This window comes from Micromonospora coerulea (genome assembly GCF_016598485.1).
GTDB classification, from domain to species: domain Bacteria; phylum Actinomycetota; class Actinomycetes; order Mycobacteriales; family Micromonosporaceae; genus Micromonospora; species Micromonospora coerulea.
On record NZ_JAEMUW010000003.1, the window covers coordinates 211,548 to 238,011 of the forward strand.

Sequence of the window (26,464 nt, forward strand, 5' to 3'; positions counted from 1 at the left end):
CAAGGCCGGCCCCGCGAGAACCACAAAGGGGAGAACCGTGACGCACGTGTCCGAGCGCAGCGGCGCAGGAAGCAGCCCGACGGGCGCTGGCGGCGACCGCCAGCCCTGGACGGCCGGCAGCAGCCGCGCAGCGCGCAAACGCTCGGTCTCGTACGCGGACGCCGGGGTGTCGATCGACGCGGGCGACCGCGCGGTGGAACTGTTGAAGTCCAAGGTCAAGCAGACCCGGCGCCCGGAGGTCATGGGCGACCTGGGTGGCTTCGCCGGCCTGTTCCGGCTGGACACCAAGAAGTACAAGAACCCGATCCTGGCCTCCTCCACCGACGGGGTCGGCACCAAGCTGGTCATCGCCCAGCAGCTCGACATCCACGACACGGTCGGCATCGACCTGGTCGCGATGGTCGTCGACGACCTGGTGGCCTGCGGCGCCGAGCCGCTGTTCCTGCTCGATTACATCGCCACCGGCGAGGTCGTGCCGGACAAGGTCGCCGAGATCGGCGCCGGCATCGCCGACGGCTGCCGGTACGCCGGCTGCGCCCTGCTGGGCGGCGAGACCGCCGAGCACCCCGGCGTGCTGCGCCCCGACGAGTACGACATCTCCGCCACCGGCGTCGGTGTGGTCGAGGAGAGCGAGATCCTCAGCCCGGAGCGGGTCGAGGTGGGCGATGTGGTCATCGCGATGCGCTCCTCGGGTCTGCACTCCAACGGCTACTCGCTGGTCCGGCACGTGCTGCTGGGTGCCGGCCGGATGCGGCTGGACGTGGTGATCGACGACTTCGGCCGGCAGCGGACGCTCGGCGAGGAGCTGCTCACCCCGACCAAGATCTACGCGCAGGACTGCCTCAAGTTGATCGCCGAGGCCGAGGTGCGGGCGCTCGCGCACGTCACCGGCGGCGGCATCCCGGGCAACCTGGTCCGCGTTCTGCCGGAGCACGTCGACGCCGTGGTCAACCGGTCCACCTGGAAGCCGCAGCCGGTCTTCGACCTGATCCAGTCCAAGGGCCGGATCGAGGACCCGGAGATGGAGGCGACGTTCAACATGGGCGTCGGCATGTTCGCGATCGTCTCCGCCGAGGACGCCGACCGCGCGCTGGCCACCCTGACCGGCCGAGGCGTGGACGCCTGGCAGGCCGGCGAGATCATCGAGGGTTCCGGCAACGTGCAGATGATCGGGCAGCACACCCGGGGCTGATCACGCTCTGCTGATCATCCGGGCACCTGATCGGGGGTTCACCCGAGTGGCCACCGCCGCCTAGCCTGAAGGGCAGTTCGGGCTAGGCGGGGGAGGGTCGATGGCTGCTCGTACGCACACCGGGATGCGCGGTATCGCCGCGGTCCCCTCGTACGTGGTGATGCAGCCGACCACGCTGTGCAACCTCGATTGCGCCTACTGTTATCTGCCTATGCGCGCGGCGGACCGGCGGATGCCGGTGGCGGTGGCTGAGGCGGTGGCGGCGTCGGTGAACCCGTGGGCGACCACTGGCCGCTTCTCGGTCGTCTGGCACGGCGGGGAGCCCCTGGCGGCCGGACGGGACCATCTGGCGGCGCTGCTGGCGCCGTTCGGGCCGGAGGTGGAGCACCACGTCCAGACCAACGCCACACTGATCGACGACGCCTGGTGCGCGTTCTTCGCCGAGCGCGACATCCGGGTGAGCGTCAGCGTGGACGGGCCGCGGGAGCGCAACGGGGAGCGGGTGACCCGGGGCGGCCGGCCGGCGTACGACCGGATCGTGGCCGGGGTGGCGGCGCTGCGCCGGCACGGGCTGCCCTTCTCGGCGCTCGCGGTGGTCTCCCGGCCCGGTCCCGGGCTGGCCACCGAGCTGTACGACTACTTCCTCGACCTCGGCTGCGACGTGCTCGGCGTCAACATCGAGGAGACCGAGGGGGTCAACACGCGGACGAACGCCCGGGACGCCGGTGCGGTCACCGCATTCTGGGCGGAGCTGGTCGGCGCTTGGCGCCGGGAGCCCCGGATCCATCTGCGGGAGGTGGAGTGGTCGCTGCGGTACGCCGGCGCCGTCCTGGACGGGACGGCGGACGGGCTGCTGCCGCGGCGCCTGGACCCGATCCCCACCGTCGCCCACGACGGCTCGGTGGTGGTCCTCTCCCCGGAGCTGGCCGGGTTCACCGATCCCCGGTACGGCGACTTCAGCAGCGGCAACGTGCTGGCCACACCGTTGGCCGAGATCCTGGCCGAGGCTGGCCGGACGCCCTGGGTGGACGAGTTCCTCACCGGGGTGGAGGCGTGCCGGTCGTCGTGCCCCTACTTCGGGTTCTGCGGAGGCGGTCACGCCGCCAACCGCTACTTCGAGCTGGGGCGTTTTGACGGTACGGAGACCGAGCACTGCCGCAACAGCAAGATCCGCCTACTGGAGGGAGTGTTGGAGCATGCCCGAGACAACCAGTCACCGGCAGCCTGAGCGCGTGGGGGGCACCGACCCTGATCCGGTCGTCGACCGGGTGCGGGAGGCCGCCGTGGGGTTGACCGCACTGCTCCACGAGGCGGAGGCCGCGCGCCGGCTGCGGTCGGAGGTGTCGGGCGGCGACGGCGCCAGCGCGGTCTGCGCGTGGAACCATTTCGAGAACATCCCGACGTTCTACAACTGGAACAACCGGCCCCGCTGACGGTACGCGGCCGAGATCAGGGACCCGCTGGTCGACCGGAGTCGTCTCCGGCCCGCGTGGTCCCTGATCATCGGTGGCGCCGCTTCTGATGGGCACATGCGTGAGCACGCGGGGAGTTACCGCGTGCTCAGCTGCGTTCGGAGGTCAGCGGGTCGGACGGACCCAGGTGTCCGGGTCCTCGTCCGCGTGATCCTCATCGTCGTCGTCGACATACTCTTTGTAGTCGTCGTCGAAGTTGTGCTCAGACTTACCAGCACCCGCCAACTCGCGCTGCAAGGCGGTGAGGTCGGTGTTCGGGGAGTGGTACTTCAACTCCCGGGCCACCTTCGTCTGCTTGGCCTTAGCACGGCCGCGCCCCATGGCTCGACCCCCTCGCACAGAATGCGGGGCAGCCCGAAGGCGGGCCCCGATGACGTCAGGCATCTCTCGTGGCTCTTACGGTACATGGGGATGCCACCGTTCGGCACCTCGGGTTACCGTCAGCCGGCCCTGCGCGTCGCAGTGATCCGGCCGTGACAAATTGTACCCGGTAAGGACCGAACTGCGGGACCGCCCGTGACAGCGGTCAAACCGGTACGAAGCTCCCCAGATCCCAGCTTAACGCGACCGCCGTCCGAGCGCTGGACCGGGGGCGGGCGGCCGGCCCGCCCCCGGAGTGACATTCAGCGCAGGTGGATCGTGCGGAGCCGGCCGACCTCGGCCATCCGCCGCTCGGCGAGCCGGTCCGCAGCGACCGCCGGCGGGACGCCCTCGTCGTCGGCGAGTCCGAGGATCTCCCGGGTGGTGTCGTAGATCCGGGTGGCGCGCAGCTTCGCCCGGTCGAAGTTGAAGCCCTCGATCTCGTCGGCGACCTGGATCACGCCGCCGGCGTTCACCACGTAGTCCGGGGCGTACAGGATGCCCCGGTCGGCGAGGAGCTTCTCGATCCCCGGGTGGGCGAGCTGGTTGTTCGCCGCCCCGGCGACCACCTTGGCGCGCAGCGCCGGCACGGTGTCGTCGTTGAGGGCGCCGCCCAGCGCGCACGGGGCGTACACGTCGATGTCGGACGCGACCAGCGCGGCGGCGTCGTCGACCAGCGCGACCTGCGGGTGAGTGGCGCGCACCCACTCCAGCGCCTTCGGGTTGACGTCGGTCGCCACCACCTCGGCGCCGTCGTCCAGCAGGTGGCCGGTGAGGTACTTGCCGACCTTGCCCAGGCCGGCCACGCCGACCCGCTTGCCGGCGAGGGAGGGGCTGCCCCAGACGTGCTCGGCGGCGGCCCGCATGCCCTGGAAGACGCCCCAGGCGGTGAGGATCGAGGAGTCGCCCGCGCCGCCGTGCTCGACGCTGCGCCCGGTGACGTAGCGCGTCTCGCGGGCGATCACGTCCATGTCGGCGACGTAGGTGCCGACGTCGCAGGCGGTGTAGTAGCGCCCGGCCAGCGACTCCACGAAGCGGCCGTAGGCACGCAGCAGCGCCTCGCTCTTGATCTGCTCCGGGTCGCCCCAGATGACCGCCTTGCCGCCGCCCAGGTCCAGGCCGGCCAGGGCGTTCTTGTACGCCATGCCGCGGGAGAGGTCGAGCACGTCGGCGAGGGCGTCGTCCTCGCTCGCGTACGGGTAGAACCGGGTGCCGCCGAGCGCGGGGCCCAGCGCGGTGGAGTAGATCCCGATGATCGCCTTGAGGCCGGACTGCTTGTCCTGGCAGAACACGACCTGTTCGTGACCGGTCGATCCCGGGTCGTCGGTGCTGGCGAATACGCCCATGGCTGACTCCTGTGACGGTGGGCGCCTTTGTGGGGCGCGGACCTGGTGGCACGCCGGCGGGATGCTGCCGGTGCTGCTGAGCCTAATATCGGCCGAAGCCGTACTGTCGCCCGCGTTACGTGTCCGTGCCCCGGGTGACGACGTGCGGGCTCCGACTCGTGGGAGGATCGCGCCGTGCCGTCGCTCTTCGCTTCTTACCTGCGCGTGTACGAGCCGCTGACCGCCTTCGACCGGGACCGCCAGTCATTCTGGCGCCGGTACGTCAACGAGGGCCGCGCGGTGGCCCCGCTGGAGGGGCCGGTCCGGCAGCGGACGGCGGTGATCGAGGCGCTCGGCGCGGGCTGGACCCGGCTGCCCGATCTGCCGGACGAGGCGTACGTGCTGGAGACCGACGACAGCCTGCTGGTCTGTCCGTGGAACCTGCGGATCCGGGTGGCCGAGGCGGCGCTGAGCGCCCGTGACGGGGTGCCCTCGGTGCTGGCCGACGCGTTCGTCCCGCCGATCCTGGCCGGGCAGGCCAAGGCGGTGGTGGAGGACTGGCGCAGCGGGGCGCGGGTGCTGGAGCACGGCGTGCCCCGGGTGCACGAGCAGATCGCCACCTGGGGGGTGCCGCTGCGCTGGTTCGTGCTCTTCGAGTCGGCGGAGCGGCACCTGGTGACCGAGCCGGGCCGCCGGGCGCTGCGCTACCGGACCGAGATCTCCAAGGCCCGCCGCCGGTCATCCCGGGCGCTGTCGGTGCTGCGCAAGTCGGTCGGTGAGGCGCCGATCACCGAGGCGGTCGAGGAGGCCGCCCGGTGGCTGGAGGAGTTCCACCCCCGTTCGGTGGTGGAGCTGGACTACGGCGGCCTGGTGCAGTTGCTGCCGAACGCCATGCTGGCCGCGGACGACTCGACCGAGCTGGTGGCGAACGGCCTGGCCGGGCTCTCCCGGGGTGAGGCCGAGGAGGCCTCGGCGGCGTACGACAAGCTCGTCGCCCGGTGGCGCGCGGTGCAGCTGCTCGAGCGGTGCAACTAGTCCCAAATCGCCCAGGAAGCGCAGCGAATCCGAGGGTGTCTCGTAGTTGACGCTCCACAAACCGTGATCATGAGTCCGATTAAGGTAGTTTCTGCCGTGTAAAAGTCGTAAAAATCGGGCATGGTTCATCCGTCCGTCTAGGGACCTTCAGCCGTTCGGCCCATGTCGGACATCGGGGACTAGCCGGACCATGGGAGACGCGTCGGCCGGCGGGACCCCGGCCGATGTCTATAAACGTGGAGGAGTGACCCGATGGCATCGCGAACGCACGAACCAGAGCCGCTACTCACGCCGGCCGAGGTGGCGTCGATGTTCCGTGTCGACCCGAAGACGGTGACCCGGTGGGCCAAGGCTGGCAAGCTCAGCGCCATCCGGACCCTGGGCGGCCACCGCCGTTACCGGGAGTCGGAGGTCAGGGCTCTGCTGCAGGGTCAGATCCCGCAGCAGCGTCAGGGGGACTGACGACCCGGACGTTTCACCAGGCGTTCCGATTCAGGGGCGGCCGGACGTACGCGACAGCGACGATCCGCCGCCCCTGAATCGCGTCCGGGGTCAGGCGTCCAGGGTGATCCGCAGCCCCACCGTGCCGCGTTCGCCCCGGCGCAGCCGGCTGCCGAGCAGACTGAGCCGGCCGAGCAGCCGGTACTTCTGCTTCAGCAGCTCGCGTACCCGGCGGGTGCCGGCCAGGTCGCCGATCGTCGCGTGCCCGGGTACCGCCGCGCCGTGCGGGTTGCCGCGCACGTCGCAGGGGGCCACCGTGACCCGGCCGTCCCGCCGGATCCGCTTCACCTTGCCGGAGTCCGCCACCGTCCAGACCGCCAGCGCGTCGCCGTCCCGGACCGCCCAGACCGGGGTCGGCACCGCCCGACCGTCCTTGCGGAAGGTGGTGAGCAGGATGTACTTCTCCGCCGCCAGGCGGTCCAGGTCGGTCACGTCGACAGGATACGGCCGCGACAACCGTTCGCAGCCCGGATAGCGTGAGCGCCGTGACGGGGGAACCGACGATCGGTGACGTGTTCGGCGAGATGATCCGCGACGCGTACGCCGTGGCCACCGGGATCGGCCCCCGGCCGCTGGTCGGCGGGCGGCTGCCCCGGCCGGTCATCGAGATCATCGAGCGGGACGACGGGCTGGTCAACGGGGCACCCGCCGCGCACTACCTCGACCCGCCGCAGGCGTGGCAGCCGTACGACCACCGGGCGGTCGACCGGGTTCGCGGCCGGGTGCTCGACATCGGCGTCGGCGGCGGCCGGATCGCGCTGCACCTCCAGGAGCGCGGCGTACCGGTGACCGGGCTCGACACCTCACTCGGCGCGCTGCGGGTCAGCCGGCACCGGGGCGTCCGCGACCTGGTGCACGGCACCATCGACGAGCACGTCCCCGACGGCCGGCGGTACGACACGTTCCTGCTGCTGGGCAACAACCTCGGGCTGATCGAGGGGCGGGACCGGGCCCCCGGCTTCCTCGCCGCGCTCGCCGCGCTGGCCCGTCCCGGGGCGCAGGTCATCGCGCACGGCACCGACCCGTACGGGACGACCGACCCGGTGCACACCGGCTACCACGAGCTCAACCGGCGGCGCGGCCGGCTCGGTGGCCAGCTGCGGCTGCGGCTGCGGTACCGGCAGCTCGGCACCGAGTGGTTCGACTACCTGGTCTGCTCGGTCGACGAGCTGGCCGAGCTGCTGCACGGTTCGCCGTGGCGGCTGGTCGACGTGGACGACGCCGATCGGCCCTACTACCTCGCGACCCTGGAGCTGGCCCCGGCGTGACGAGGCCCCCGGGTGCGTACCCCGGGGGCCGTCGTCGGTGTCTCAGACCTGGACGGTCGGGGAGTGCTCCGCCGGCGGGATGCCGCCGTCACCGTCGACCACCTCGTCGGGGGTGCCGTCCTCGTCGATGTCCACCATGGTGATGTCCACCTTGCCGTCACCGTCGGTGTCGAACTGGAACAGGTCCGCCTTGCCGTCGCCGTCGGTGTCGACCACCCACACGTCGGTCTTTCCGTCGTTGTTGGTGTCCGCGCGCAGCAGGTCCACCCGCTCGTCGCCGCGGGTCTCCACGGTCTCGGTGCTCTCCGTGCGCTCCGCGCTCTCCGGTGCCTGGCTCATGTCGGTCCTTCCCTTGACGTTGACGGCCGTCTGTACCCGATCCGGCCAGCCCCCACGCATGCCGGGCCGACCGCTGCCGCCTAGGGTCGCACCCATGAACGAGCGGAGCGGGCGGCCGGGCGTGGCGGAGAACCCGCGCGTCACCGCGCGCGGCGAGGGGACGTCATGAGTGGTCGTTTTGTGGTCGTCGGAGCCGGCACGATGGGGCTCGGCATCGCCTACGTGGCGGCCGGTGCGGGCTACGCGGTCGAGCTGGTCGAGGTGGACCGCGGTCGGGCCGCCGACGCGTCGGTCCGGCTCACCGCCCTGTGGGAGCGGGCGGTGCAGCGCGGCAAGCTCAGCGCGGAGGAGGCCGCCGGGCACCGCGAGCGGGTCGTCCTGCGCCCGGCGCTGAGCGAGGTGGCACCCGAGCCCGACGTGATCGTGGAGGCCGTCCCGGAGCGGCTCGACCTCAAGCGGGCGGTGCTGCGGGAGGCCGCCACGCTGCGCCCCGCCCTGCTGGGCAGCAACACCTCCAGCATTTCCATCGCCGACCTCGCCGCCGGGCTGGACCGGCCGGCGGCGTTCCTCGGGCTGCACTTCTTCAACCCGGTCTGGGCGATGGCGCTGCTGGAGGTCGTGGTCGGCCCGGCCACCGCGCCGGAGACCACCGAGGCGGCCGTCGCGCTCGCCGGCCGGCTGGGCAAGGACCCCGTCGTCGTACGCGACATGCCCGGCTTCGCCACCTCCCGGCTCGGGGTGACCCTCGGGCTGGAGGCGATCCGGATGGTCGCCGACGGGGTGGCCAGCCCCACCGACATCGACAAGGCGATGGTGCTCGGCTACCGGCACCCGGTCGGCCCGCTGGAGCTGACCGACCTGGTCGGGCTGGACGTCCGGCTCGACATCGCCCGTACCCTCCAGGCCGCGTACGGGGACCGGTTCGCGCCGCCGCCGCTGCTCGAGGAGATGGTGGCCGCCGGCAAGCTCGGCAAGAAGTCCGGCCAGGGCTTCTACACCTGGGAAGGCGGCGTGCGGAAATGAGTCTGGTCAGGATCGAGGAGCTGCCCGACCGGCTGGTGGTGACGCTGGACCGGCCGGAGAAGCGCAACGCCATCGACGCCGACCTGATCACCGAGCTGCACGCGGTCTGCGCCGAGCTGGAGGCGCGGCCCCGGCTGCTGCTGCTCACCGGCGGCACCGAAGGCATCTTCGCCGGTGGGGCGGACATCGGCCAGCTCCGCGAGCGCGGCCGGCTCGACGCCCTGGCCGCCATCAACTCGGCCGCCTTCGCGCGGATCCGGGCGCTGCCGATGCCGACCGTGGCGGCCGTCGACGGCCCGGCGCTGGGCGGCGGCGCGGAGCTGGCGTACGCCTGCGACCTGCGGGTGTGCACGGCGCGCGCGGTCTTCGGCCAGCCCGAGGTGCGGTTGGGCATCCTGGCCGGCGCCGGCGCGACCCACCGCCTGCCGGCCCTGATCGGCGAGGCCCGGGCCAAGGAGCTGCTCTTCACCGGCCGGCGGGTCGACGCCGACGAGGCGCTGCGGATCGGGCTGGTCAACCGGGTGGTGGCCGAGCCGGCGGAACTGCTGCCCACCGCGCACGGCCTGCTCGACGAGATGGCGAAGGGCTCGGCGCTGGCGCTCCGGCTGACCAAACTGGCCGTGGACGCCCCGCCCGCCGCCCACCCGCAGCTCGACCTGCTCGGCCAGGCGGTGCTCTTCGAGGACGAGGAGAAGCACCGGCGGATGACCGAGTTCCTGGAGCGGCGTCGCTCCCGCTGAGCCGAGCTCGACACGACGAAGGCCGCACCGGTTCGCCCGGTGCGGCCTTCGTCGTCGCTCAGTGCTGGATCTGCACCCCGGCGTCGGCCAGCGCGGTGATCACGTGGGCCGACTCGCCGAAGCCGATGATCAGTACGGCGTCCGGGCCGAAGTCCTTGATCTCCTTGGCACCGGCGGTGAAGTCCACCGGCGCTGCGTCCGCGTCGGCCGGCGGCTCGTAGGTCAGCAGCTTGACCTTGTCGGCGTCGATGCCCGCGCGCTCCAGGTCGGCACGCACATTCCCCTGGAGGCCCTCACCGTAGGAGTCCTTCCGGGCCACGATGGCGATCTTGTGCGGGCCGTCGCGCAGGATCACGTCGGCCAGGGCCCGGCCCTGGAGGATGTCGGACGGGGCGGTACGGAAGTAGAGACCCTTGTCGTCCACCGTGGTCAGCCCGGCGTCGGTGTTCGACGGGGAGAAGAGCACCCGCCCGGCCGCCACCACGTCCGGCAGGACCGCGCGGGAGATTCCGGAGGCACCGGCGCCGATGAAGACCTGCACGCCCTTGGTGATGTGCGAGGCCACGGTGGCCTTCGCGACGTCGGGGTTCGTGCCGTCGTCACCGTCGACCCAGACCACCGGCTTGCCGAGCACCCCGCCCGCCGCGTTGACCTCCTTGACGGCGAGTGCGGCACCGGCCGCCATCGGCGGGTTCGCGATCGCGAGGTCACCGGTCTGCGGCAGCAGTCCGCCGAGGATCAGCGGTGTGGCGGACCGGCGCTGCTTCTTCCCTCGCGGCGGGGTCTTGCTGCTCGCCGCCGACTCGTCGCCGGCGCCGACGAACTCGGTCTTGCCGTCGTCGAGCTTCTGGTCGTCGAAGTGCAGCGTGGCGTAGCTGGCGGTGGCCGGCTCACCGGCGTCGGTGAACCCCGCCCGGGTCAGCGACACGCCCCGGTACTCGATGTCCCGCCCCTGCGCGGCGAGTTGCAGGCAGGCGGCCGGGCCGTCGCAGCGCTCGCCGCCGGTGGTCACCCCGACGATCTGCTTGGCGATCGCGGCGGCGTCGGTGCTGCCGGCGAGCTGGGCGGCCAGCGCGCTGACCACCACCGCGTCGTACGTTTCCGCGGAGTAGAGGTAGTCCGTCAGCTTCGGGTCTACGGTGCGTAGCCGTCCCGTGAAGCTTTCCGGCAGCGGGGTCAGCGGCGTCGTGCCCTTCATGCCGTTCACGAGGTCGGCGCGTTCCTTCAACTCTGTGGCGAAGGAGTTGAGCATGTTGCCGTCGGAGCCGTAGAGGCGCACCTGGGTGGTGGTGGTCGCCCCCTCGGGCTGGTCACTCCCACATGCGCTGGTGGCGAGCAGGAGTGCCGCACAGGCCATGGTTATGGCCGCGCGGGAACCGCGTGATACGAGCATCGTCGTCCTTCCTTGGGCGAAGGTCCGCTGCGCACATTAGCGTGCCGTCGCGGTCGGCGGGACCGTGGAGGTCGCTCCGTCGGCAGCCCGACTCCGAGTGTCACCCAGCGTGACGATCGGGCCGTACGCTGGTCACCGCTTGACCGGTCGTCCTACTGTTCGGCGGGTGACCGACCACGCACAGCAGACGCTGGATGACGCGACCGCCGTGCTCCGCTCGGCGCTGGCCGGGGACGGCGACGCGGTGGTGGGCACCTTCGACGCGGTGGTCGACCGTTCCGGACTGGCCGGGGCGTACGGGGTGGCCTGGTGCCTGGCGGCCACCATGCTCGGGGACGCCAGGCCGGCCGGCGCCTGTGCCCTCGACTTCCCCGGCATCGACCAGGCCGCCTACGACACCCGCTGGGTGGCCCGGTTCGTCAGCGCGTACGCCAACGACGACGGCGACACCGGCGAGGCGCTCTTCGGTGCCGCGGCGGCCGACGGGCTGCTGCCGGACTGTCTGCTCACCCTCGCCGGCTCCACCGTCGCGACCCTGCGCAGCCGGGCGGGCTGACGCCGGGCCCAGCCGTGCCGCCGGACGCGCCCGCATCCCGTCCGCGTCCTATGGCTGTGGTACCTGTGGTGGCATGTCCGAGGCGATGCTCAGCAAGGTGCGCAAGCTGCTCGCCCAGGCGGAGGACGCGGCCTGTACGCCCGCCGAGGCGGCGGCCTTCACCGCCAAGGCCACCGAGTTGATCGCCCGCTACGGAGTGGACCGGGCGCTGCTCGCCGCCCGCGACCCGGCCACCGACCCGGTCGGCGACCGGGTGGTCGACGTGGTCGCCCCGTACGCCCGGGACAAGGCGGGGCTGCTCGCCGCCGTCGCCGACCCGCTGCGCTGCCGCTGCGTCCGCCGCCGGCAGGGTGCCGGCTTCGCCATGCACCTGTTCGGCTTCGCCAGCGACCTGGAACGCGTCGAGCTGCTCTTCACCTCGCTGCTGGTGCAGGCCGCGCACGGGCTGGCCGGCGCCGTCGTCCCGGCCGAGGAGCATCCGGCCGCCTTCCGGCGTACCTGGCTGGCCGGCTTTGCCCACGTGATCGGCGACCGCCTGCGGGCCGCCGAGGCGGCCGCGGTCGCCTCGTCCGGGGCGTCCTCGACCGCGCTGGTGCTGGCCGACCGCTCCGACCGGGTGCGGCTTCGGCTGGCCGAGGTCTACCCCCGGCTGCGCACCGCCGCGCCGCGCCGGCTGGCCGGCACCGGGTTCGGCTCCGGCGTGGCGGCGGGCCGTCGGGCCGACCTCGGCGGCACCGGCGTGGCCACCGGCGAAGCCGCGCCAGGCATCACACGCTGACCGCCGGAGACGTCCACCGGCCCGTCGCTCAGCCTTCCGTGCCGGTGCGAGCGGCGGCTGTCGCCGGGTCAGCCCTCGGTACGGGCCACCGTGGCCAGGTAGCGGCAGAGCAGCTCGTGCCAGCCGGCCGTCAGGGCCTTGCGGTAGCCCTCGGCCGCCTCACCGTGCCGGTCGAAGTGTCGGTGCTCGACCTCCACCCGGGTCCGTCCCTCGGCCTCGTGGACGAAGAGGACCTCCACCTCGCTGGCCCGCGCCGGATCGGGCACCGGTACCCGGTCCGGGCCGAGCTGCCAGGTGAAGACCAGCCGGCGGGGTGGGTCCCAGGTGAGCACCCGACCCCAGTCGCCCCGGAAGCCGTAGGGGCCGATCTCGTAGAGCATGCCGCCGGCGCGTGGCTCGATCCCCAGCTCGGCCAGCGCTTCCGGGCCGGACCAGGTGTACTCCCGTACCCACCAGTCGGTCAGCGCCCCGGTGAACACCGCGAACGCCCGCTCTGCGGAGGCTGGGGCGAGGAGGCTGCTGCGTAACGAGAACCGAGCGACATCCTGGCGGACCTCATCCGGATCAGCCATCTCCTGTCCCATAGGCCCGGACCATACCGGCTGATGTCTCGGTGTGCAGCTTGGCCAGGTGCCCGCTTTCCGACTCGGGAGAACGCTCTCCCGGCCGCTCGCGGGTCGCGACCTGGGGCCGCTCGGGGGCCTACGCCCGGTCCTACGGGTGGCCGGCCGGAAAGCGGGTAACCGCGGCTGATCCGGCCCGGCGGAGCGGGCCAGCTTGGAGCGGGAGAGCATGAGCGAGAGCGGAGCGAGCGAGCAGGAACCGGACCCGACCAGCGAGCGGCTGGCCCACCAGGGCGGATCGGCCGAGCCGGACGTCCTGCTCGACGTGCCGGGGGTGTCGGTCGACTCGATCCGGCTGGCCGTCGACGGGCTCGACGCGGACCTGTCGCTGCGCGCCCGACTGGCCAACCTGCTCCAGCTCGACGCCGGTGTCCGGGTGCACCTGCAGGGCGTGGAACTCGACATCACCGGCGTACGCGCCGAGGCGCTGCTCAAGGTGCGGCTGGAGAAACTGCTGCAGATCCTGGACCGGGCGCTCAGCACGATCGACCGCAACCCGCAGGTGATCGAGGCGCTGGCCCGGACGGTGGAGAGCAGCATCGACGACGTCAACCGGTCGGCCCAGCAACTCGCGGGGCTCGCGGGCCCACTGGTCAACCAGGCCGGGCAGTCGGTCGGCCAGGCGGGACAGCAGGTGACGCAGGCGGGCCAGCAGGTAGGGACGGTCGGCGCGGTGGCGGACCGGTCGCTGCGGGAACAGGCCGGCGAGCCGGGACCGGCTGAGCCCGCGCCGTCGCCCAGGGCGCGCTCGCCGCAGCCGCCCACCGGACCGAGCGAACCGGAGAAGCGGGCCGGACGGCCGTCCGGTGCCGCCCCTGCCGGCCCGTCCGCGGGTGCCGAAGAAGCGGAGGGTGGACCGCGCGAGCCGTCGCCCGGCGGTGCGAAGGGTGGCCCGTCGGGGCAGCCGAGGGCCGGTGAACCCGCGGCGGGTGCCGGCCGGGCGGAGACCGGAGAGCCGGGTCGCGGGGCTGAGCAGGGAACGCCGGGCAACAGGGGCGGGCCGGCCGGGGGCCTGCCGGGAGCGGCAGGTGCCGTTCAGGTGGCCAGCCAGGCCGGCGAGACGCTGCGTCAGGCCGGCCGGAGCGTCTGGGACGCGATCCAGGGCGGCATGGGCCGACGAGGATGATCGCCATGGCTTGCCTGGGCCTTTCCCGGACTGGGCATCGAAGCGTATCAGCGGTCATGGACGCTACGTCGCGAGCGAACGGTGTGAGCTCCTGCAACGACCACAGGAACGGATGACGCGCTCGTGAATGGTTGTAAACGACGATCTTCGGTTCCCGAGCCAAATCCTCGTCAGGCACCACCGCTGTGAAGAAGGCCGGACCGGGTAGATGAGCGGGGGCGTCCGGGATGTCGGCCCAGGCCGCTCGCGCCGTCACAGCCTCGCTCAGTCCACGTACCAGGCGTCGTCAGGCACGGCATACGTGAACTGCACCGCGTATCGCGTCCCGCCGTGCTCCAACTGCCTGGCCGCACTCCCCGCGAGGCCAAGGCCGTTCGGACGTAGGGCGCTCCACGTTGTGCCCTTCCAGGGGTGCTGGACGATCTACGACTGCCCGACGAGGAGATCCGCCTTCAACCAGCGGGCCGACTCCACCTAGTCAGCTTTCCCGGGCAGGTACCACAACCCGGCGTGCTGCAGGCCACGAAGCCACCGAACGCGAGATGCCTCATCGGGTCGAGGCTTCCAATCGCGGTAGGGCAAGAAGGCCAGACGCCAGGCGATGATCGGGAAGATGTAGAGGCCCGGGCCAACCAACCACAGAAGTGCATCTCGCCGGCGGTAGGAAGCACGCGGCGCAAGCCAAGCCGTAGCCGCTGCCGGAACTGCTATGAAGCCGAGATCGGCCAGCGGACCGTCTCCCGTCCTGGCCTCGATCAGCTCGCGGATCATGAGAGCCGGCACCGCCACCCCGAGGACAAGCAGCGCCGTGATCAACATGCGCGGCACGCGGTCCAGTGGCGAGCGGGAGCTGGGTGGATCAACGGCCATGACCCGGAGGATAGGAGCCAGTAGCAATCACGATGCTCCGGGATGCCAGCGGTCTCTACCGGTCGTGCAACCCCGGGTGCAACTAGCTGCGCCTCGTGTTGGCCCGGGCAGCCGTGCGACTCTCCGTGTGGCGAGGTCGGACAGGCTTGCGACCTTGACACCCCCTGAACGATGGCCGCATGCGCCCGAGTGACACGGACCTGCTGTTGGTGGCCGGCCGCCTGCTGATCGTGGTCATCAGCCTCTTCCAGCTCGTAGTCGGCGTTCGCGTCGCCGTGACGCGACGGTTTCCCCGGGCCTGGCTTCGCTTCGCGCCTCTGACGAAGAGCCACCGATCCCAGCCCGTCCGCATCGGTGGCGGCAACGCGTTGGTTGGGGCGAGCCTGCTTGTCCAGCAAGCAGCTCTTCTCATCCCAATGCCTCACAGGCTCGGCACCACCCTGTTCGCCGTAGCACTGCTCCTCCTCGTCGTTGCGGTGGGATGGCTCGTCGTGCGGCGGGACTAGCCATCAATCAGCTCCGCATGGTGATGTGCCGGGGTAGCCGTGCAACATCGCCGTGCGCGGCCAGTTCCCACAGGGCCTTGGCGATCTCCCGATCGCGCCCGTCGACGGCGTGCAGGTACCGGCGAGCCGCCGCCATGGACGAGTGACCCAGGCGCTTCATGAGGTCAGCCAGGGTCGCGCCAGTCTGTGCGGCGGGGGTCTGCCCCGTGTGCCGCAGGTCGTGAAAGGTCAGGTCATCCAGACCCACCTTCGTCCGTGCCCGGACGAACGCCTGATACAGGCTGTCCCCCCGCAGGGGCGACCCGTCGCGGCTGACGAGCAGTCGATCTTTGCCCGCGTACTCATCCAAGTGCAGCCGGATCACCGGCACGACGTGCGGAGGGATGGCGATAGGGCGCTCCACCTTGTCCCCGTCCGGGAGGCTGGACGGTCTACGCGTGGTGACATCCTGAGCGAAGCCGTTGAAGGAGTTCTTGATGTCTGAGGCTCGTCCCGTAGAGCTCATCCGACTTGCGGACGAGGAGAACAGCGTCATCGTCCGTGTCCTGGGCCGTCTTGAACCCGGCATCCTCGCGCATCACGATTACCTCCGCGCGGAAATCGTCGTGCACAGCGGATTCGCGCGGGGCCAACTCGCGGCGCCCCTGGCTCGCCATGACCTTGACGACTGGGAGCGGGCGTTGGACGTGCTGGAGGCCGGGCAAAGCGTCCGATGGATGGACGATGGCCGTAACCCGGAGATCCAGGTCGAGCGGACGGACAACTTTCAGTATGTGGAGGTTGTCGTGATCGATCCCGTGATGTCGATGACCTCCGTTCGCCTCGCTGTGTGCCTGCCCGATGGGTGGCTTGCCGATCTGCGCGACCGGCTGCAACTGGTACGCCGAACCTGGCCGAGCGAAGTGATTGAGACGCCGTACGGCGCACTGGCCTGGCGGACGTGACCCGCTGGGGACGTCATTGCTGGGGGCCAATTTTTGAGAGCCACTGAGGCGAACTGGCCCCGACGAGACCGGACCGATCACGTTGCCGAGCGGGCGATGACCAGGGCGATCGGACCGATCTGGACGGCATCGAAGTGGTCTTGGGAATCTACGGATCAGATCCGTGCAATCCACGTGCAACAACGGACGGCAATCAGCGGGATTCCGGGGTCAACGAGGGGCAGACCGGACAGGCGGGATCCCGAGGCGAAAAGCAGAGCGCCGACCGGCGTTTCCGCTGGTCGGCGCTCCTGTAGCCCGGCGAAAGGCTATGTGGCCAGGGGCGGGGTCGAACCGCCGACCTTCCGATTTTCAGTCGGACGCTCGTACCAACTGAGCTACCTGGCCGTGCTGCTCGGCTCATGCTACCCGGATGGCGGGGTCTCCGCCGGGAGGGTCGCACGCTCCGATACGCAGAACGCCGCGCAACCTTCGCGCGGCGTCAGCGCTGGCGGTCCTGACGGGACTTGAACCCGCGACCTCCGCCTTGACAGGGCGGCGAGCACTCCAACTGCTCCACAGGACCTAGCTCTGTTGCATCCGACCGGAGTCGGACCGTGCCCCCAACGGGATTCGAACCCGTGCTACCGCCTTGAAAGGGCGGCGTCCTGGGCCGCTAGACGATGAGGGCGGCCCCGCCATCATTGCACACTCGCAACTTCAAGCGGACTTGCTCCCATCCGGCCCCGCCGGAGGCTTGGAAAGCATACGTGATGGCCAGCCGGTCGACCAAACCGGTATGGCCCGCCGCACTCCGACGGGGGAAACCGCTGGCCAGGGGCGGTATCAGCGGAGGCGGGAGATCCCGTACCGGCGCTTCAGCTCGGGGATCAGGTGCTGGCAGGCGGCCAGGGTGGGCCGCCGGTCGCCGCCGCCGTCGTGCATCAGCACGATGGCGCCGGGGCGGACCGCGGACTCCACCCGCTTCCCGATCGTCTGCGCGGTCGGGTGGTCCCAGTCCTGCGGGTCGACGCTCCAGTGCAGCGACCGCATGCCGAGCTGGCGGGCCACCGCCACCACCTCCGGGGTCCACCGGCCACCGGGCTGCCGGTAGTACGGGATGCGGGCCTTCGGCACGGCCGCCCTGATCGCCTTGTCGGTCCGGAGCAGGTCGGCCCGGATGTCGGCCACCGGCCGGCGGCCGAGGTTGATGTCGTGCCGCCAGCTGTGGTTGCAGAGCTGGTGCCCCTCGCGGGCAATCCGGGCCACCAGCTCCGGGTAGCGCTTCACCTGGCTGCCGATCACACAGAACGTCGCGGTGACGTGGGCGGCCCGCAACTGGTCCAGGACCTGCGGCGTCCACCTCGGGTCCGGCCCGTCGTCGAAGGTCAGCGCCACCGCCCGGTCGCCGGTGCTGCGGTGCAGGCCGGCCGGGAGCGTGGTGGGCAGCGGCCGGAGCCGGGGCTTCGGCGGAGTGGTGCGGCGCGGTGTGGTGGTCGGCTTCGGTGCCGGCGGACTCGGGGCGGCCGACGCTGGTGGGCCACCGACCTGGGACGGGTTGCGGGCCGGGTCGCCGCAGCCGGCCAGGAACAGGACCAGGCTGACAGCGAACGCCAGCAAGGCGCGTGGACGCATGTGTCGCTCCCGAAGGGGGGTCGGGGTACGCGGACCCACGACGGTACGGGACGCGACCCCGGAGCGGCAGGGGGCGGTCAATCCGTTGTCGACTGGTCCAGGGAATCCCGTACGGCCAGTGCCAGCGAGAGCGCCTCGCCCAGGTCGACCGGGCGGACCACCCCGGCGGGCAGCGTGTCGGCCCGCCAGCCGGGGCCGGCAGCGAGCACCAGCAGCGGTCGGCGGGGTGCCGCGAGCAGGGCGGAGAGCTGGCCCGGGTCGGCGGTCGTGCGGGTGTGCGACCACACCACGACGGCGGCCGGCCCGGTCCGGGTGACCGCCTCCACGAGCGCCGCCACCGGTACCCGGGCGCCGAGCATCCGGTAGCCCACCCCGGCCTCGGCCAGCGCGGCGGCCAGCGCCTCCAGCGGCAGGCTGTGCTGCTCCTCGTCGGCGCAGGAGAGCAGGATCCGGGCCGGCCCGCTCACCGCATGCGCCCGGGCCACCGCCGCGAACGCCTCCGAGACGCATCGGGACACCAGGTGCTCCACCTCGATCAGCCCGGCGGTGGCGGCGTGCCGTTCACCGATCCCGACGAGGACCGGGCGCAGCAACCCGTCCCAGGTGGCGAGCACGCCGTCGGTGGCGAGGGCGTGCGAGATGGTCTCGCCGATGGCCACCGAGTCCAGCCGCATGGCGGCCCGGGCCAGCCCGCGGGCCACCGGTCCGGCCCGGCCGACCGGGATCGTCATCCCGCCGCCGTCTCGGCCGGTGCCCGGTCGCACCCGCAGCCCGGCGACGTCGACTCCCGCGCCGGCCGGTACCTGGCGGGCCCAGCGGGCCGCCTCGGCCGGCGTCACCCCCTCGGCGGTGAGCCGGCGCATGATCTCCAGGCGGGCGAGGTCGGCCGGCGTGTAGCGCCGGTGGTGGCCCGGGACGTGCTCGCTGGGGCCGAGACCATAGCGCTGGTGCCAGGTGCGGAGCGTGGTGACCGCGACGCCGAGTCGGCGTGCCACGGCCCCCGCGCTCAGCGCCTCATCGGCCACCTGACCGCTCCGACGCCTCATCCGCCGGGACGCCGGGCGGGATCGCGGCCGCGCCCGGTGCGGCAGGACGCAGCCGGTTCACCACCCCGCCCAGCCAGGGGGCGTACGCGCGGGGGTCGACGTCGAGGTCGGCCTCCAGCTCGGTCGGGTCGACCCAGCGCAGCTCGGCCACCTCGTCCGGGTCGGGCTCGGTCGGCAACTCGGCGGGCACGTCGGCGCGCAGGACGTGGTCGTACTCGAATTCGACGCGGCCGGTGGCCGGGTCCTCGGCGTAGTAGACGTACACCCCGATCTCGGTGAGGGTGACCGGGTCGACGCCGAGCTCCTCGGCCAGCCGGCGGTTGGCGGCCTCGACCAGCGACTCACCGGGCAGCGGATGGCCGCAGCAGGAGTTGGCCCAGCGCATCGGGAACCGGGTCTTGGCCGCGGCACGGCGCTGGAGCAGCACCCGACCGGCGGGGTCCACGAGCAGCACCGAGAAGGCCCGGTGCAGCCGGCCCGGCGGCTGGTGGGCGGCGGCCACGGTCGCCTCGCCGAGCACGTGCCCGCCGTCGTCGACCAACTCGACCAGGTGCCCCTCCCGCGCGGTCATGAGCGGGTCCCGGTGATGCGCGAGGCGGCCAGCTTGCCGGAGATGAGGACCATCGGCACGCCTACCCCGGGTTGGGTGCCGGAGCCGACGAAGACCACGTTGGACAGGCTCCGGTGCAGGTTCGACGGGCGGAACGGGCCGGTCTGCAAGAAGCTGTGCGCGGCGGCGAACGGGGTGCCGGCGGCCATGCCCTGCTCCTCCCACTCGGCCGGGGTGACCGCGCGCAGCACCTCCACGCCGTCGCCGAAGCCGACGTAGCCGCGCTTCTCCAGGGTTTCGATGAGCTGGTCGGTGTAGCGCTCGGTCAGGTCGCCGCGCCAGTCGAACGGGGCCCGGTCGAGGTTCGGCACCGGCGCGAGCACGTAGTAGGTGTGCCGACCCGCCGGAGCCACCGACGGGTCGGTCCGGCTCGGGTTCGTCACCAGCAGTGACGGGTCGGTCATCAGCTCGCCTCGCCGGATCACCTCGTCGAACGTACCCTTCCAGGACCGTCCGAAGTGGATGTTGTGGTGGGCGATCTTCGCATAGCCCTGCTTCGAGCCGACGTGCAGCACCACGCAGGACGGCGAGTGGGTGAGCTTCCGGGCCCGGGTCGGCGGGAGCAGATCACGGTAGGCGACCGGCAGGTCCGGGTTGAGCACCACCACGTCGGCCGGGACGAACTCGCCGTCCGCGGTGACCACCCCGGTGGCCCGGCCGTGGGCCGTTTCCACCCGGCTCACCGGCGTGCCGTACCGGATCTGCACGCCGTGCTTCTCGGCCGCGCCGGCCATGCCCCGGGAGACCGCGTGGATGCCGCCGCGCGGGAAGGAGACGCCGGCCACCGAGTCGAGGTACGCGATGACGGCGTAGATCGCCAGCGCGTCGTGCGGCGACAGGCCGGCGTACATCGCCTGGAAGGAGAAGATCCGCTGGGTACGCGGGTCCTGGAAGAACTGGTTGATCTTCGTCTGGAGCCGGCGGAACGCCCCGCCGGTCACCAGCTTCAGCAGGTTGCCGGTGAGCAGGTCGGTCGGCGCGTCGAGGTTGCGCTCGATGAAGTCGGCCCGTTCCAACTCCCAGAGCCGGCGCGCGTACTCGACGAAGCGCAGATAGCCGTCGGCCTCCCGGGCGCCGCAGACCCGGGAGATCTCGGCCGCCATCCGGGTGGTGTCGGTGATGACGTCGAGCGTCGACCCGTCCGGGTAGTAGGCCCGGTAGGCCGGGTCGAGCGGGGTCAGGTCGAGCCAGTCGCGCAGCTCCTCGCCGACCGCGGCGAGCGCCTCGGCGATCAGGTCCGGCATGGTCAGCACCGTCGGGCCGGTGTCGAACTCGTACCCGTCGACGCTGAGCCGCCCGGCCCGACCGCCGGGCACCGGCTCGCGTTCCAGGACGGTCACCTGCCGGCCGCTCCCGGCCAGGTGCAGCGCGCACGCCAGCCCGCCCAGGCCCGCGCCGACGACCAGCACCCGGTCCGTACGCCCGTTCACGGTCCGCACGTGACCACCTCCTTCACAAAGTTGCCCATCATGCCCGCCGCGTGCTGGCGGCGGTGGCGAGACCCGTCAGCGCGGTGCGCGCGGTCTCGTCGATCGACGCGGTGTCGAGCGCGGTCAGCGCCTCGGCCACCCGGTCGGAGATCATCCGTTCGACCCGCGCCACCGCGCCGGTGTCGGCCACCACCTCGGCCAGCCGGGCCACGTCCCGCCCGCCGCCGACCGGGCCGGCCCGGTCCAGCGCCCGGCGCTGGGCCGGGGTGGCGAGCTGCCGGGCCACCATGAGCAGCGCGGTCGGCTTGCCGGTACGCAGGTCGTCGCCGGCCGGCTTGCCGGTGGTCGCCGGGTCCCCATAGGCGCCGAGCAGGTCGTCGCAGAGCTGGAACGCCTCGCCGACGGCCAGGCCGTAGCGGGTGTACGCGGCGATCAGCGGCGCGTCGGCGGCGACGCCGGCCAGGCAGGCGCCGAAGAGCAGCGGCCGCTGGACGGTGTAGCTGGCGGTCTTGTAGCGGGCCACCCGCAGCGCCCGGTCCACCGACCAGTTCGCCGGGTCGTGCTCGCCGAGCACGTCGAGGTACTGCCCGGCGACCGTCTCAATCCGCATCTGGTCGTAGCAGCGCCGGACGTCCAACAACCGGGTCGGCGGCACGGTGGCGTGCGCCAGCAGCCGGTCGGCCCAGACCATGCAGAGGTCGCCGATGAGCACGGCGACGGTTTCGCCGAACCGGTCCGGGTCACCCGCGTGACCCGCCGCCCGGTGCCGGGCGGCGGCGGCCCGGTGCGCGGTGGGCAGGCCGCGCCGGGTGTCGGAGGCGTCCATCACGTCGTCGTGCACGAGGGCGAAGGTGTGCAGCAGTTCCAGGGCGGCGAGCGCCGGCAGCACCGAGGGCAGCGGGCCGTCGCCGCCGACTACCCCGCGCCATCCCCAGTACGCGAAGGTCGGGCGGACCCGCTTGCCACCGGCCAGTACGCAGTCGCGGGCCGTGGCGGCGAAGCCGCCCATCGCCGGGTCGATCTCGGTCAGCGAGTCGACCTCTGCGGCGAGGAACGCCGCCAGCGTCTCGTCGACTCCCTTGATCAGGTCTTTCGTGAAGGCGGCCAGTACACCGAGGACCGGATCGTCCGTCGCTCCCGGCTGTGCCGGCGCGACGCGAAGGGCATTACCCGCAACTGCGTCGGTGGCCATGTGGACGAGCGTACCCTAGGGTTACGAGTTGCGTCGATTGCTGCGTCGGATTCGAGGAGGGCCGGTGGACACCGATCTCACCGCTGCCTATGCCCGCTGCCAGGACCTGCACCAACGCCACGGGCGTACCTACTATCTCGCTACCCGGCTGCTGCCGGCGTGGAAACGGCGGCACGTGCACGCGCTGTACGGATTCACCCGGTACGCCGACGAGATCGTCGACCGCACCGAGAACCTCCCGCCGGCCGAGCGCGCCGCCCGGCTGGACGAGTGGTCCGCCCGCTTCGTCGCCGGGCTGCACGGCGAGCCGGTCGACGACCCGCTGCTCCCCGCGGTGCTGCACACCATCGCCGTGTTCGACCTGGACCGGGCCGACTTCGCGTCGTTTCTCACGAGCATGGCGATGGACCTGACGGTCATGTCGTACCCGACCTACGACGACCTGCTCGACTACATGGAGGGGTCGGCCGCCGTCATCGGCACCATGATGCTGCCGATCCTGGGCAGCTCCGACCCGGTGGCCGCCCGCGAGCCGGCCCGGCAGCTCGGCTTCGCCTTCCAGCTCACCAACTTCATCCGCGACGTCGCCGAGGACCTGGACCGGGGCCGGACGTACCTGCCCGACGAGGACCTGGCCAAGTTCGCCGTCACCCGGGGCGACCTGCTCGCGGCGAAGGCGCAGGGTTGCACCACCCCGAGGATCCGGGAGCTGATCGAGTACGAGGTGACCCGCGCCCAGGCCCACTACGCGGCCGCCGCGCCGGGCATCACCCTGCTCGCCCCCGCCTCGCAGGCCTGCATGCGGACCGCGTACGCGCTCTACGGCGGGATCCTCGACGAGGTGGCCGCCCAGGGCTACGACGTCTTCGCGCGGCGGGCCCGCGTACCGCAGCGGCGGCGGATGGCGGTGGCCGCGCGGGCGCTGCTCACCCCGATCGGCACGCCGGTGGTGATCCCCGGACCGGCCCTGACCCCGGTCGCCGTGTCGTGAGCGACCGCACCGCGTTCGTGCTCCGCACCCTGTCATAGGCAGGAGTGCAGGACCTCGACCAGCTCGTCCACCCGGTCGTGGTCGGCGAGCCGGGCCGTCGCGTACGCGAAGGTGTAGCCCCGCTCCGGGTCGGCCCAGGCGCTGCTGCCGCCGATCCCGCCCATCCCCCAGCTGCCGTCCGGCTCCCACTGCATGCCCAGCGTCCAGTAGGCCCGCCGGTCCAGCACCAGGTCCGGGCCGTCGTACTGGACCCGGGTCGCCTCGGCGACCAGCTCCGGGCTGAACAGGCGAACCCCGTCCAGGGTGCCGCCGGCCAGCAGGCCCGCGTAGAGCCGGGCCAGGGCGGCGGCGGTGGCGTGCAGGTTGACCGCCGGCACCTCCGCGCCCCGCCAGAGCGGGCTGTTCAGCACCGCCAGGTCCAGGCCGCCGGCCGGGTTGCCCAGCGCCCGCGCCCGCAGCGACCCCGGCTCGCCCAGCATCCGGGTCGGCCACCCCCGATCGCCGTACGACAGGTCCGCGCAGCGCCGCTGGTCGGCGGCCCCGAGGCCGAAGCCCAGGTCGAGGCGCCACGGCCCGGCGATCTCCTCGGCCAGGAACCGACCCACCGACCGGCCGTCCACCCGACGGACCAGCTCGCCCACCAGGTGCCCGTACGTCCAGGCGTGTTCGCCCGCGATGCTGCCCGGCGCCCACTCCGGCTCGGCGGCGGCCAGATCCGCGCAGAGCAGCTCCCAGTCGGCGACCGCCCCGGCCGGCCGCGGCACCGGGAAGACCGGCAGCCCCGCGGTGTGGCTGAGCACCTGCCGGACCGTCGCCGGGGCGCGGAACCCGGGCCAGTGCGCGGCCACCGGGTCGTCCAGGTCGAGCCGGCCCCGGTCGACCAGCAGCAGCAGGCACAGCGCGGCGACCGGCTTGCCGACCGAGTAGACGTTGACCAGGGTGTCCGGCCGCCACGGGTCGGCGGCCCCGGTCGGGGCGACCGCGACCCCGGGCGCGACCACCGAGCGGGTACCGCCGACCAGGTCGATCACCGGCTCCCCGTCGTACCAGACGGTCAGGCCGGCGCCGGTCTCCCGGCCAGCGGCGAACAGGTCGTGGAAGCAGTCCCGGACCGATGCGAAGCGTGCGTGCATCCGGTCACCGTAGGCGGTCGGAATCATTGCCGGCGCGGGAATTCCGGGCGGGTGCGGTGGTCGGCGGTCCGGGCGTACGGAATGCTGACGGAATGGCGGATCCGGAACTGGTGGACGTGGTCGTGGTCGGGCTCGGGGTCGGCGGCGAGGAGGTGGCCGAGCGGCTCGCCGAGGCCGGCCTCAGCGTCGTCGGGATCGAGCGGGACCTGGTCGGCGGGGAGTGCCCGTACTGGGGCTGCGTCCCGACCAAGATGATGATCCGGGCGGCGAACGCCCTCGCCGAGGCCCACCGGGTCAACGAGCTCGCCGGCAGCGCCCAGGTCCAGCCCGACTGGGCGCCGGTGGCGAAGCGGATCCGGGAGGAGGCCACCGACACCTGGGACGACAAGGTGGCCGTGGACCGCTTCACCGACAAGGGCGGCCGGTTCGTCCGGGGCAGCGGCCGGCTCGACGGGCCCGACCGGGTCCGCGTCGGCGACCAGGTGTTCCAGGCCCGGTACGGGATCGTGCTGGGCACCGGCACCCGCCCCTCCATTCCACCCATCGACGGCCTGGCCGACACGCCGTACTGGACGAACCATCAGGCCATCGAGGTGGAGGAGCTGCCCGAGTCGCTGCTGATCCTCGGCGGTGGGGCGATCGGGCTGGAGCTGGGCCAGGTCTTCGCCCGGTTCGGCGTCCGGGTGACCGTGGTCGAGGCGCTGGACCGGGTCCTGGCCATCGAGGAGCCGGAGGCGTCGGAGATCGCCGCCGCCGCGCTGCGCGCCGACGGGGTGACCATCTCCACCTCGGTGAAGGTCGAGCGGGTCAGCCACGACGGGCAGCACTTCACCGTGCACGCGGCCGGCGGCGTGCAGCTCACCGCCGAACAGCTGCTGGTGGTGACCGGCCGCAGGGCGCACCTGGACGAGCTGGGGCTGGAGACCGTCGACATCGACGCGACCCAGCGTTACCTGCCGGTGGACGAGCGGATGCACGTCACCGAGGGCATCTGGGCGGTCGGCGACCTGACCGGCGAGGGCGCGTTCACCCACATCGCCATGTACCAGGCGGCCATCGTCGTCGCCGACGTTCTCGACCAGATGCGACGTACCAAGGGCGGTCCGGACCCCAGCGGCACCGCCAGCGTCGTCGGCGGCGCGGCCGGGGTGGCCAGCGCGGTCGGCGGCGCGATGAGCGCCGGCGGGGCGACCGCCGCGCCCGGCAGCGTTCCGCGCGCCGACTACCGGGCGCTGCCCCGGGTCACCTTCACCGACCCCGAGGTCGGCGCGGTCGGGCTGACCGAGAAGCAGGCCCGCGAGCGCGCCATCAACGTCCAGGTCGGGTACACGGACCTCACCTCGTCCACTCGGGGCTGGATCCACAAGGCCGGCAACACCGGCTTCATCAAGCTGGTCGCCGACGCCGACCAGGGCGTGCTGATCGGCGCGACGTCGGTCGGCCCGGCCGGCGGCGAGGTGCTGTCGGGGCTGGTGGTGGCGGTGCACGCGGCGGTGCCGCTGAGCCAGCTCCGGCACATGATCTACGCGTACCCGACCTTCCACCGCGCCATCGAGGACGCCCTGCGCAACCTGAAGTGACGCCGGCCGGCAGGGCTGCCTCCCGGCGGCCCTACTCGACCGGCTGGCCGTGGCGGCCGGCGCCGGCGGTGAACCGGGCCGCGCCCGGCATCGCGTCGATGACCAGGGACTCCATGCCGAAGGCCAGCTCGGTGGCCATCGCCTCCGGCTCGGGCAGGCCGGCGCCGCTGAGCAGCGCGGCCCGGTCGTTGCGCAGGCAGGTCTGCGGGTGCCGGGCGATCTCGGCGGCCAGCCGCTCGGCCTCCGCCCGGGCGTCACCCGGCGCGACCAGCCGGTTGACCAGGCCCATCTCGTACGCCTCGGCGGCGGGCACCGGCCGGCCGGTGAGGACCAGGTCCATCGCCCGGCTCTCGCCGATCAGCCGGGGCAGCCGCACCGTGCCACCGTCGATCAGCGGGACGCCCCAGCGCCGGCAGAAGACCCCGAGCACCGCGTCGGACTCGGCGACCCGCAGGTCGCACCAGAGCGCCAGCTCCAAGCCGCCGGCCACCGCGTACCCGGAGATCGCGGCGAGCACCGGCTTGGACAGCCGCATCCGGGTGGGTCCCATCGGGCCGTCGCCCTCCGGCTCGACGCGGTTGCCGCTCGGCGTACCGATGGCCTTGAGGTCGGCGCCGGAGCAGAACGTGCCACCGGCACCCCAGAGCACGGCGACCGCCGAGTCCGGGTCGGCCTCGAAGGCGCGGAAGGCGTCGGCGAGCGCCCGGGCGGTGGGTCCGTCGACGGCGTTCCGGGCGGCCGGCCGGTCCAGGATCACCGTGGTGACCGGCCCGTCGTGCTCCACGCGTACGCCCATCGGGTCAGCATGCCCGCCGAC

The 26,464-nt window shown here is 72.5% G+C and carries 30 protein-coding genes and 3 tRNA genes; 15 read left to right on the forward strand and 18 right to left on the reverse strand.

Going from position 1 to position 26,464, the window contains the following annotated elements; all coding sequences use genetic code 11:
• Positions 1 to 37: 37 nt before the first annotated feature.
• The 3 genes from purM (at position 38) to amcA (ending at position 2,625) form a co-directional block, all read left to right on the forward strand.
• Entirely contained in the window at positions 38 to 1,192 is a 1,155-nt protein-coding gene (gene purM, locus I8N68_RS05565; RefSeq protein WP_200208756.1) for a phosphoribosylformylglycinamidine cyclo-ligase, read from the forward strand.
• 124 nt (positions 1,193 to 1,316) lie between these two features.
• The gene (gene amcB / locus I8N68_RS05570; protein WP_307812653.1) at positions 1,317 to 2,420 is read left to right on the forward strand and encodes a cyclophane-forming radical SAM peptide maturase AmcB; all 1,104 of its coding nucleotides are present in this window, start codon (positions 1,317 to 1,319) and stop codon (positions 2,418 to 2,420) included.
• A complete protein-coding gene (amcA, locus tag I8N68_RS05575) occupies positions 2,389 to 2,625 on the forward strand; it encodes a multiple cyclophane-containing RiPP AmcA (protein ID WP_200208758.1) in 237 nt (78 codons plus the stop codon). The genes amcB and amcA overlap by 32 nt, the downstream gene beginning before the upstream one ends.
• 144 nt (positions 2,626 to 2,769) lie before the next feature.
• Here amcA and I8N68_RS05580 read toward each other — a convergent pair whose 3' ends face one another.
• Positions 2,770 to 2,985 (reverse strand): DUF3073 domain-containing protein, encoded by a 216-nt coding sequence (locus I8N68_RS05580; protein ID WP_088996883.1) that lies wholly within the window; start codon positions 2,983 to 2,985, stop codon positions 2,770 to 2,772.
• A gap of 302 nt (positions 2,986 to 3,287) precedes the next feature.
• Complete coding sequence (locus I8N68_RS05585; RefSeq protein ID WP_200208759.1) at positions 3,288 to 4,370, reverse strand: Glu/Leu/Phe/Val family dehydrogenase; 1,083 nt, start codon at positions 4,368 to 4,370, stop codon at positions 3,288 to 3,290.
• 174 nt (positions 4,371 to 4,544) lie between these two features.
• Here I8N68_RS05585 and I8N68_RS05590 point away from each other — a divergent pair, with 174 nt between their 5' ends.
• Complete coding sequence (locus I8N68_RS05590) at positions 4,545 to 5,384, forward strand: DUF8083 family protein (RefSeq protein ID WP_200208760.1); 840 nt, start codon at positions 4,545 to 4,547, stop codon at positions 5,382 to 5,384.
• A 252-nt stretch (positions 5,385 to 5,636) separates the two neighbouring features.
• Complete coding sequence (locus I8N68_RS05595) at positions 5,637 to 5,846, forward strand: BldC family transcriptional regulator (RefSeq protein ID WP_007073996.1); 210 nt, start codon at positions 5,637 to 5,639, stop codon at positions 5,844 to 5,846.
• Positions 5,847 to 5,936: 90 nt separating this feature from the next.
• Here the strand turns inward: I8N68_RS05595 and I8N68_RS05600 are convergent, their stop codons facing one another.
• The gene (locus I8N68_RS05600; RefSeq protein ID WP_200208761.1) at positions 5,937 to 6,317 is read right to left on the reverse strand and encodes a PPOX class F420-dependent oxidoreductase; all 381 of its coding nucleotides are present in this window, start codon (positions 6,315 to 6,317) and stop codon (positions 5,937 to 5,939) included.
• Between the two features lie 53 nt (positions 6,318 to 6,370).
• Between I8N68_RS05600 and I8N68_RS05605 the strand changes: the two genes are divergently transcribed.
• Positions 6,371 to 7,153 (forward strand): class I SAM-dependent methyltransferase, encoded by a 783-nt coding sequence (locus I8N68_RS05605; protein WP_200208762.1) that lies wholly within the window; start codon positions 6,371 to 6,373, stop codon positions 7,151 to 7,153.
• Positions 7,154 to 7,195: 42 nt separating this feature from the next.
• On the opposite strand, the gene I8N68_RS05610 is transcribed toward I8N68_RS05605, so the two are convergent.
• Complete coding sequence (locus I8N68_RS05610; protein ID WP_200208763.1) at positions 7,196 to 7,492, reverse strand: hypothetical protein; 297 nt, start codon at positions 7,490 to 7,492, stop codon at positions 7,196 to 7,198.
• A gap of 165 nt (positions 7,493 to 7,657) precedes the next feature.
• On the opposite strand from I8N68_RS05610, the gene I8N68_RS05615 reads away from it, so the two are divergent.
• A complete protein-coding gene (locus I8N68_RS05615; RefSeq protein ID WP_200208764.1) occupies positions 7,658 to 8,515 on the forward strand; it encodes a 3-hydroxyacyl-CoA dehydrogenase family protein in 858 nt (285 codons plus the stop codon).
• Positions 8,512 to 9,255, forward strand: a complete 744-nt coding sequence (locus tag I8N68_RS05620; protein ID WP_200208765.1) for an enoyl-CoA hydratase/isomerase family protein — start codon at positions 8,512 to 8,514, stop codon at positions 9,253 to 9,255. Before I8N68_RS05615 ends, I8N68_RS05620 begins: the two co-directional genes overlap by 4 nt.
• Positions 9,256 to 9,313: 58 nt before the next feature.
• On the opposite strand, the gene I8N68_RS05625 is transcribed toward I8N68_RS05620, so the two are convergent.
• Positions 9,314 to 10,648 carry an ABC transporter substrate-binding protein gene (locus I8N68_RS05625; RefSeq protein ID WP_200208766.1) on the reverse strand — a complete coding sequence of 445 codons (1,335 nt, stop codon included), beginning with the start codon at positions 10,646 to 10,648 and terminating at the stop codon, positions 9,314 to 9,316.
• Between the two features lie 166 nt (positions 10,649 to 10,814).
• On the opposite strand from I8N68_RS05625, the gene I8N68_RS05630 reads away from it, so the two are divergent.
• Together I8N68_RS05630 and I8N68_RS05635 are read left to right on the forward strand one after the other, a co-directional pair.
• On the forward strand, positions 10,815 to 11,204 hold the full coding sequence (locus I8N68_RS05630; RefSeq protein WP_200208767.1) for a hypothetical protein: 390 nt from the start codon (positions 10,815 to 10,817) through the stop codon (positions 11,202 to 11,204).
• Positions 11,205 to 11,277: 73 nt separating this feature from the next.
• On the forward strand, positions 11,278 to 11,982 hold the full coding sequence (locus I8N68_RS05635) for a DUF2786 domain-containing protein (protein ID WP_200208768.1): 705 nt from the start codon (positions 11,278 to 11,280) through the stop codon (positions 11,980 to 11,982).
• 68 nt (positions 11,983 to 12,050) lie between these two features.
• Here I8N68_RS05635 and I8N68_RS05640 read toward each other — a convergent pair whose 3' ends face one another.
• Complete coding sequence (locus I8N68_RS05640) at positions 12,051 to 12,566, reverse strand: SRPBCC family protein (RefSeq protein WP_200208769.1); 516 nt, start codon at positions 12,564 to 12,566, stop codon at positions 12,051 to 12,053.
• 208 nt (positions 12,567 to 12,774) lie between these two features.
• On the opposite strand from I8N68_RS05640, the gene I8N68_RS05645 reads away from it, so the two are divergent.
• A complete protein-coding gene (locus I8N68_RS05645; RefSeq protein WP_200208770.1) occupies positions 12,775 to 13,731 on the forward strand; it encodes a hypothetical protein in 957 nt (318 codons plus the stop codon).
• A 474-nt stretch (positions 13,732 to 14,205) separates the two neighbouring features.
• On the opposite strand, the gene I8N68_RS05650 is transcribed toward I8N68_RS05645, so the two are convergent.
• Positions 14,206 to 14,601 (reverse strand): hypothetical protein, encoded by a 396-nt coding sequence (locus I8N68_RS05650; RefSeq protein ID WP_200208771.1) that lies wholly within the window; start codon positions 14,599 to 14,601, stop codon positions 14,206 to 14,208.
• Positions 14,602 to 14,780: 179 nt separating this feature from the next.
• On the opposite strand from I8N68_RS05650, the gene I8N68_RS05655 reads away from it, so the two are divergent.
• A complete protein-coding gene (locus I8N68_RS05655) occupies positions 14,781 to 15,107 on the forward strand; it encodes a hypothetical protein (RefSeq protein ID WP_200208772.1) in 327 nt (108 codons plus the stop codon).
• A gap of 7 nt (positions 15,108 to 15,114) precedes the next feature.
• Here I8N68_RS05655 and I8N68_RS05660 read toward each other — a convergent pair whose 3' ends face one another.
• Positions 15,115 to 15,510: a tyrosine-type recombinase/integrase gene (locus I8N68_RS05660; protein ID WP_200208773.1), complete on the reverse strand. Its 396-nt coding sequence runs from the start codon at positions 15,508 to 15,510 to the stop codon at positions 15,115 to 15,117.
• 73 nt (positions 15,511 to 15,583) lie between these two features.
• Between I8N68_RS05660 and I8N68_RS05665 the strand changes: the two genes are divergently transcribed.
• A complete protein-coding gene (locus I8N68_RS05665) occupies positions 15,584 to 16,051 on the forward strand; it encodes a DUF5959 family protein (RefSeq protein ID WP_200208774.1) in 468 nt (155 codons plus the stop codon).
• A 313-nt stretch (positions 16,052 to 16,364) separates the two neighbouring features.
• Here I8N68_RS05665 and I8N68_RS05670 read toward each other — a convergent pair.
• The 8 genes from I8N68_RS05670 to I8N68_RS05705 all read right to left on the reverse strand — a co-directional run bounded on the left by I8N68_RS05670 (position 16,365) and on the right by I8N68_RS05705 (position 21,943).
• Positions 16,365 to 16,438 (reverse strand) — tRNA-Phe (locus I8N68_RS05670).
• Between the two features lie 101 nt (positions 16,439 to 16,539).
• Positions 16,540 to 16,616 (reverse strand) — tRNA-Asp (locus tag I8N68_RS05675).
• Between the two features lie 32 nt (positions 16,617 to 16,648).
• Positions 16,649 to 16,721 (reverse strand) — tRNA-Glu (locus I8N68_RS05680).
• A 155-nt stretch (positions 16,722 to 16,876) separates the two neighbouring features.
• A complete protein-coding gene (locus tag I8N68_RS05685; protein WP_200208775.1) occupies positions 16,877 to 17,665 on the reverse strand; it encodes a polysaccharide deacetylase family protein in 789 nt (262 codons plus the stop codon).
• Between the two features lie 77 nt (positions 17,666 to 17,742).
• The gene (locus tag I8N68_RS05690) at positions 17,743 to 18,690 is read right to left on the reverse strand and encodes a MerR family transcriptional regulator (RefSeq protein ID WP_200208776.1); all 948 of its coding nucleotides are present in this window, start codon (positions 18,688 to 18,690) and stop codon (positions 17,743 to 17,745) included.
• The gene (gene idi, locus I8N68_RS05695) at positions 18,680 to 19,282 is read right to left on the reverse strand and encodes an isopentenyl-diphosphate Delta-isomerase (protein WP_200208777.1); all 603 of its coding nucleotides are present in this window, start codon (positions 19,280 to 19,282) and stop codon (positions 18,680 to 18,682) included. Before idi ends, I8N68_RS05690 begins: the two co-directional genes overlap by 11 nt.
• On the reverse strand, positions 19,279 to 20,760 hold the full coding sequence (gene crtI, locus I8N68_RS05700) for a phytoene desaturase family protein (protein ID WP_200208778.1): 1,482 nt from the start codon (positions 20,758 to 20,760) through the stop codon (positions 19,279 to 19,281). The genes idi and crtI overlap by 4 nt, the downstream gene beginning before the upstream one ends.
• Positions 20,761 to 20,788: 28 nt before the next feature.
• Positions 20,789 to 21,943 carry a polyprenyl synthetase family protein gene (locus tag I8N68_RS05705; RefSeq protein WP_200208779.1) on the reverse strand — a complete coding sequence of 385 codons (1,155 nt, stop codon included), beginning with the start codon at positions 21,941 to 21,943 and terminating at the stop codon, positions 20,789 to 20,791.
• Between the two features lie 64 nt (positions 21,944 to 22,007).
• Here I8N68_RS05705 and I8N68_RS05710 point away from each other — a divergent pair, with 64 nt between their 5' ends.
• Positions 22,008 to 22,934, forward strand: coding sequence for a phytoene/squalene synthase family protein (locus I8N68_RS05710; protein WP_200208780.1), 927 nt, complete (start codon positions 22,008 to 22,010; stop codon positions 22,932 to 22,934).
• Positions 22,935 to 22,966: 32 nt separating this feature from the next.
• On the opposite strand, the gene I8N68_RS05715 is transcribed toward I8N68_RS05710, so the two are convergent.
• A complete protein-coding gene (locus tag I8N68_RS05715; RefSeq protein WP_200208781.1) occupies positions 22,967 to 24,067 on the reverse strand; it encodes a serine hydrolase domain-containing protein in 1,101 nt (366 codons plus the stop codon).
• 92 nt (positions 24,068 to 24,159) lie between these two features.
• Between I8N68_RS05715 and I8N68_RS05720 the strand changes: the two genes are divergently transcribed.
• On the forward strand, positions 24,160 to 25,647 hold the full coding sequence (locus I8N68_RS05720; RefSeq protein WP_200208782.1) for a dihydrolipoyl dehydrogenase family protein: 1,488 nt from the start codon (positions 24,160 to 24,162) through the stop codon (positions 25,645 to 25,647).
• A 31-nt stretch (positions 25,648 to 25,678) separates the two neighbouring features.
• Here the strand turns inward: I8N68_RS05720 and I8N68_RS05725 are convergent, their stop codons facing one another.
• Positions 25,679 to 26,443, reverse strand: coding sequence for a crotonase/enoyl-CoA hydratase family protein (locus tag I8N68_RS05725; RefSeq protein WP_200208783.1), 765 nt, complete (start codon positions 26,441 to 26,443; stop codon positions 25,679 to 25,681).
• Between the last annotated feature and the right edge of the window lie 21 nt (positions 26,444 to 26,464).